Below are 3,677 nucleotides of genomic sequence, written 5' to 3' on the forward strand. Positions count from 1 at the left end.
TTGTTCTGCAATGTGCTATTCTGTTCGCGCTATTCTGTTCATCGATGTTCTGTTGTGACCAATAATGTTTTTAAAACCTCTGTAGAGTCCCTCACCACTGGTGATACATTGGGGGTGGCGTTATGCTCGTGAGGATTGTCTACTATATGAACAACACCTTGCCCAAGGAGAAGATAGTCGTCACCAACGACATAAAGAAGGCCGAAAGAATAGCGAGGGAAGACATGGTAAAGCTCCGCGCGAGGGGCTATGAGCTCGAGTGGGTTGCTTAATCAAGTCTATTGGGTTGTGTTCCTGATGTCCACGGTGGTCCCGCGCTGGAACTTTTTCCCTGTTCTCTTCCCCGTTGTCCAAAAAGAAAACGGGCGCAATAAAAAGTAGAGAGCAAATCAGCTCTCGCCCTCAATCTCGATGACCTTGACGTTTATCGGCAGTTCCTTGAGCTCGTTTACGACCCTCTCGGCGGCCCTGCTGGAGCGGGCGAGCATCACGAAGGCGACGTCGCCCTTGTAGCGGGCCTCGGTGAAGCTTATTATGTCACCCCTCGCTATGCCGTAGCCTATCGTCTTCCTGACCTCGTCCTCATATTTGGTCACAAACTTCGCGGGTATGCTGAGCAGGACTCCGTAAATCATCATATCACCTCCAGATATGGAAAGGGAAAGGCATCAGCCGCGGGCCTGTTTGAACTGCTCCTGTATCTTGAGGTAGTACTCCATCGTCTCCTTGCTCACCGACGGTCCAATCTTCTTCAGGGCCTCCTCGAAGTCCTTCATGGTGACCTTGACCTTTCTCCTGATTTCGTCGGCTTTCATGCCGGGCTTGATGATGCCCTCCTGGAGCGCCCTCCTCATGGCGAGCATCGCGGCCTCTCTGACCACCGCCTCGATGTCGGCACCTGTGTAGCCCTCGGTTCTCTTGGCGAGCTCCTCGAGGTTGACATCCTCAGCCAGCGGAACCTTCCTGGTGTGCACCTTGAATATCTCCAGCCTGGCCTTCTCGTCCGGCGCTGGAACGAGTATTAGCCTGTCGAACCTTCCTGGCCTGAGCAGGGCCGGGTCGAGTATGTCGGGCCTGTTAGTTGCCGCTATAACCACGACGCCGCTGTTCCGCTCTATGCCGTCCATCTCAGTCAGGAGCTGGTTGATGAGCCTGTCGGTTACGCGGTTGACGTCGGTTCCCCTGCGCGGGGCGATGGCGTCAATCTCGTCGATGAATATCACCGTCGGAGCCGCCTGCCTGGCCTTCCTGAATATCTCCCTGATGTTCTTCTCGCTCTCGCCGACCCACTTGCTGAGCACCTCTGGACCCTTGATGGCGATGAAGTTGGCCTCACTCTCGTTCGCTACGGCCTTGGCGAGGAGAGTCTTACCCGTTCCCGGCGGACCGTAGAGCAGGATTCCCTTCGGCGGGGTGATTCCGAGTCCCATGAATGCCTCCGGGTACTTGAGTGGCCACTCTACTGCCTCGCGGAGCTCCTGTTTCACGTCCTCAAGGCCTCCGATGTCGTCCCAGCGGACGTTCGGCACCTCGAGGAGGACCTCCCTGAGCGCTGACGGCTCGACCATTTTGAGGGCCTCGTAGAAGTCCTTCCTGGTGACCTTGAGCTCCTCGAGGACTTCCCTGGGTATGTGCTCTGCCTCGAAGTCAATCTTGCCCTCCTTGATGAGCCTCCTGAGTGCCGCCATTGCCGCCTCTCTCGCCAGAGCCGCGAGGTCCGCTCCGACGAAGCCGTGGGTGACCTCTGCCAGCTCCTCGAGGAGCGCGTCGATGAGCCTCGCCTTGACCTCGTCGTAGAGCCTCTCGTCAAGCTCCCTGAGGGCCCTCTTTATCTCCTCCTCGTCCTTCGCCTTCTCGACCTTCTCTATGGCCCTGTCTATAACGTCCCTGAACCTCTCGTCACCGCGGAACTTCTCGAGTATCTCTATCACCTTGTCCCTCCTGAAGTCGGGCTCGATGGGCATTCCCCTGGTGTGTATCTGGAGTATCTCCTTCCTGCCCTGCTTGTCGGGAACGCCAACCTCAATCTCCCTGTCGAACCTTCCCGGCCTTCTCAGCGCGGGGTCAATTGCATCCGGTCTGTTGGTGGCACCGATGACGATGACCTTGCCCCTGCTCTTAAGGCCGTCCATCAGCGTCAGGAGCTGTGAAACAACCCTCTTCTCGACCTCACCATGGGTCTCTTCCCTCTTCGGGGCAATGCTGTCAATCTCATCGATGAAGATTATCGCCGGCGCGTTCTCCTCGGCCTCCTTGAAGACCTCTCTAAGTCTCTCCTCGCTCTCACCGTAGTACTTGCTCATTATTTCTGGGCCGTTGATGGCTATGAAGTGGGCGTTTGCCTCGTTCGCTACGGCCTTGGCCAGGAGAGTTTTACCAGTTCCCGGTGGGCCGTAGAGCAGGACGCCCTTTGGAGGCTCGATGCCGAGCTTCTCGAATATCTCCGGGTGCTTGAGCGGGAGCTCAATCATCTCCCTGACCTTCTGGATGACGTCCTTAAGGCCACCGATGTCCTCGTAGGTAACACCGAGCGTGGCCGTCTTGGCAACCTCCTTGACGGGCTTCTCGCTGACCTGGAAGTCTGTGAACTCGGTTATCTGGACGATTCCGGCTGGAGTCGTCGCGGTGACGACGAAGGTGAGCTCCTGACCGAGGATTCCTATCTTAATGTAGTCTCCCCTAACGACGGGCCTGCCGACGAGCCTGCTGTGGAGCCACTCGACGAAGTCTCTTCCAAAGCGAATCGGCTCGGTCGGGGCAACGATGACCTTCTTCGCCTCCTTAACGTCGGCCTTCCTGACCGTAACCTCGTCGCCGAGTCCAACTCCCGCGTTCTTCCTGATGGTTCCGTCCATTCTGATAATGTTGAGTCCCTCGTCCTCCGGATAAGCCGGCCAGACGACCGCGGCCGTGTTCTTAGTTCCAATAATCTCCACTATATCGCCGGGCTGGACGCCGAGCTCGCGCATGGCCTTCCTGTCAATCCTGACGATTCCCCTTCCAACGTCCCTCTGATAAGCGGACGCGACCTTAAGCTTGATTTCCTTCCTCTCGCTCATATACACCACCTCCGTTTTGTGAGCGATGATTGTGATGGGCTTTATTTTACCTGAGGGGCAGGAGCCCTTCAAATGGAAACAACGAAAGGGTTAGCATCATTCAATCTTGACCTCGAAGCCCTTGCCCTCGGGCTTCTTCGGGGCCTTCTTGGGGAGCTCGATTTCAAGGACGCCGTTGTTGTACCTCGCTTTTGCCTTCTCGGGGATGACCTCCTCCGGAAGCCTGATGACCCTCCTGTAGCCACTGTAGTAGCGCTCGATTCTTATGGCGCCCTCCTCCTCGAGCTCCTTCTCGCGCCTTATCTGGGCCTCGATGTAGACGGTGTCCTCGGTAACCCTGAGCTTGATGTCCTCCTTCCTGACTCCTGGGAGCTCGACGGTGATGACGAACCTGTCTCCCCTGTCAAAGATGTCCACGAAGGGCTCTCTCCAGCTCTCGCTGATGGCAATGCTCTCCCCGGGCTCGCGGTAGCTCCAGATTCTTGGGCCCTTCATGAAGTCGCGGAATATGGCGTCAATCTCCTCCTGGATTTCCCTCATTATGTCGTAGGGGTCCCAGTAGCGGTCCCTCCTCCAGACCATCGGCACCACCCCCACGACCTTTATTTTGGTTACCAG

Annotated in this window: 4 protein-coding genes; 1 reads left to right on the forward strand and 3 read right to left on the reverse strand. The window is 56.9% G+C overall.

Annotation, left to right across the window (positions count from 1 at the left end; translation table 11 throughout):
• Nucleotides 1-122: 122 nt before the first annotated feature.
• The gene (locus tag MVO87_RS07265; protein ID WP_297552733.1) at nt 123-272 is read left to right on the forward strand and encodes a hypothetical protein; all 150 of its coding nucleotides are present in this window, start codon (nt 123-125) and stop codon (nt 270-272) included.
• 117 nt (nt 273-389) lie between these two features.
• On the opposite strand, the gene MVO87_RS07270 is transcribed toward MVO87_RS07265, so the two are convergent.
• From MVO87_RS07270 to MVO87_RS07280, 3 genes are all read right to left on the reverse strand, one after another.
• On the reverse strand, nt 390-635 hold the full coding sequence (locus MVO87_RS07270) for a hypothetical protein (protein WP_297552735.1): 246 nt from the start codon (nt 633-635) through the stop codon (nt 390-392).
• A gap of 33 nt (nt 636-668) precedes the next feature.
• The gene (locus tag MVO87_RS07275; protein ID WP_297552737.1) at nt 669-3,059 is read right to left on the reverse strand and encodes a CDC48 family AAA ATPase; all 2,391 of its coding nucleotides are present in this window, start codon (nt 3,057-3,059) and stop codon (nt 669-671) included.
• A 96-nt stretch (nt 3,060-3,155) separates the two neighbouring features.
• Nucleotides 3,156-3,641: an Hsp20/alpha crystallin family protein gene (locus tag MVO87_RS07280; RefSeq protein WP_297552739.1), complete on the reverse strand. Its 486-nt coding sequence runs from the start codon at nt 3,639-3,641 to the stop codon at nt 3,156-3,158.
• Nucleotides 3,642-3,677 lie beyond the last annotated feature (36 nt).

The sequence above is a fragment of the Thermococcus sp. genome, assembly GCF_027063845.1.
Classification (GTDB): Archaea; Methanobacteriota_B; Thermococci; order Thermococcales; family Thermococcaceae; genus Thermococcus.

Excerpts from the sequence above, each read along its gene's own strand:
- MVO87_RS07265 (WP_297552733.1), top strand. The coding sequence starts at position 123 with ATGCTCGTGAGGATTGTCTACTATATGAACAACACCTTGCCCAAGGAG.
- MVO87_RS07275 (WP_297552737.1), bottom strand. The coding sequence starts at position 3,059 with ATGAGCGAGAGGAAGGAAATCAAGCTTAAGGTCGCGTCCGCTTATCAG.
- MVO87_RS07280 (WP_297552739.1), bottom strand. The coding sequence starts at position 3,641 with ATGGTCTGGAGGAGGGACCGCTACTGGGACCCCTACGACATAATGAGG.
- MVO87_RS07270 (WP_297552735.1), bottom strand. The coding sequence starts at position 635 with ATGATTTACGGAGTCCTGCTCAGCATACCCGCGAAGTTTGTGACCAAA.